Here is a 1,252-nt window from a genome sequence, read left to right as displayed (position 1 = left end):
TGGACTACCTAATAAAAATGGGACTAATTTTTTAGGCCGCATTTTTGATAATGTGTTTTAATTTAAGTTCCATTTCAAGTGGTGTTAAATAATCCAAGCTTGAATGGATTCTTTTTGTATTATACCAAGTAATGTACTGGCTTATTTTGTCAAATAACTGCAGGTATGAAGTAAACTTAAAACGATATAACCATTCGTGCTTAATAGTCTTAAAAAAGCTTTCCGCTACTGCATTATCCCAACAGTTTCCTTTTCTACTCATGGACTGTGTTATATTGCGATTGAAAGAAAAGATATTGGTCATTGTATTGGCCGCATACTGAACACCTCTGTCGGAATGAAATATGAAATTATTTGAAATAGTTCGATTTCTTCTAGCATGGATCCAAGCTTTTAACACCGTGTTTTGTACAGTCATATCTTCGCTTAACGCCCATCCTACTACCTTTCTGTCTGCTAAATCTATAATAGTTGTTAGGTAATTCCAGTTATCATTTACTCTAATATAAGTAATATCAGACACCCATTTTTCTCCTATTGTTGAACTTGAAAATGCTCTATCCAGTTCATTTTTAGCCAATGCAAAGCCATGCCTGGAATCTGTTGTATTTACAAACTTCCTTTTTAAAACGCTTTTCAACCCCATTTCTTTCATCAATATTGCGATATAGGAACGGCAATAATTTAGATTTTCTCGTTCTAACATTTTCTGTATTCTACAGCTTCCGTAAATCTCTTTACTATCTTTAAAAATCACTCTAATCCTTTCTTTGAGCAGTATTACAGAGTTTTTAGTTCTTGCTGAATCCTTGTTTCTTCGCCAATTGTAATATGCATTCTTACTGACTCGCATACATTTACACATCTTCTCAACCACAAAATCTGATTCATTTGATAAAATGAAATGATATTTTAGTGGTCGCTCTTGGAAAAGATGCTTACTGCCTTTTTTAAGATATCACGCTCCATTTTTACGTCACGCAATTCTTTGCGCAATGCCTTAAGTTCTTGCTCTTCCATAGTAAGTTCTCTTTTCTTGGAAAAGTCCCCAGATTTAGCCTCGTAATCCTTTTTCCAGCGACTTATAAGACTGGGAGCAACACCATAGTCTTCACTTATTTGTTTTGCTTTCATTCCTGATTGCAATAGCTCTACTATTGTAAGCTTTAATTCATTGTTGTATTTTTTTGCCATAATTCAAATATATAATTTATGACCGTAAAAAGTCGTCCCAGCTAAACTAGACATTCCA

1 protein-coding gene is annotated in these 1,252 nt (G+C 33.8%); it reads right to left on the bottom strand.

The features are described from left to right. Window positions 1-31: 31 nt before the first annotated feature. Window positions 32-1,194 (bottom strand): IS3 family transposase gene (locus ESZ48_RS19180; RefSeq protein ID WP_129019110.1). Its coding sequence is split into 2 segments (ribosomal slippage): window positions 32-957 and window positions 957-1,194, totalling 1,164 coding nucleotides; the frame shifts between segments, so codons are not numbered across the junction. Window positions 1,195-1,252: the final 58 nt, after the last annotated feature.

The organism is Gelidibacter gilvus, from assembly GCF_004115975.1.
Lineage (GTDB): Bacteria > Bacteroidota > Bacteroidia > Flavobacteriales > Flavobacteriaceae > Gelidibacter > Gelidibacter gilvus.
This window is presented reverse-complemented; position numbering and strand designations above follow the sequence as displayed.